The 264-nt window shown below is 70.5% G+C and carries 1 protein-coding gene; it reads left to right on the top strand.

Annotation, left to right across the window (positions count from 1 at the left end; translation table 11 throughout):
* Window positions 1-264 (top strand): hypothetical protein (locus JT719_RS24820; RefSeq protein WP_207436455.1); only part of this gene is annotated, 264 nt, incomplete at both ends.

A 264-nucleotide genomic window follows, 5' to 3' on the forward strand; every position in this document is an offset into this window, starting at 1 on the left:
GGACCGGCGGCGCCGGGGGCGAAGTGACGCTGCTGCCCCACTGCACCGAGCGCACCAACGCCACCGCCTCGCTCGCCGACTGGAGCCGAGTCTTCGCCCATTTCGGCGTGACCCTGCGCATCGCCCAGACCGGCTGCTGCGGCATGGCCGGCACCTATGGGCACGAGGTCGAGCATCTGGATACCTCGCGCCGCATCTATGATTCGAGCTGGCGCCTGCGGCTGGACTCCGCGATGCCCGGCGAGGTCATGATGGCGACCGGCT

This window comes from Sabulibacter ruber (assembly GCF_017355955.1).
Lineage (GTDB): Bacteria > Bacteroidota > Bacteroidia > Cytophagales > Hymenobacteraceae > Nibribacter > Nibribacter ruber_A.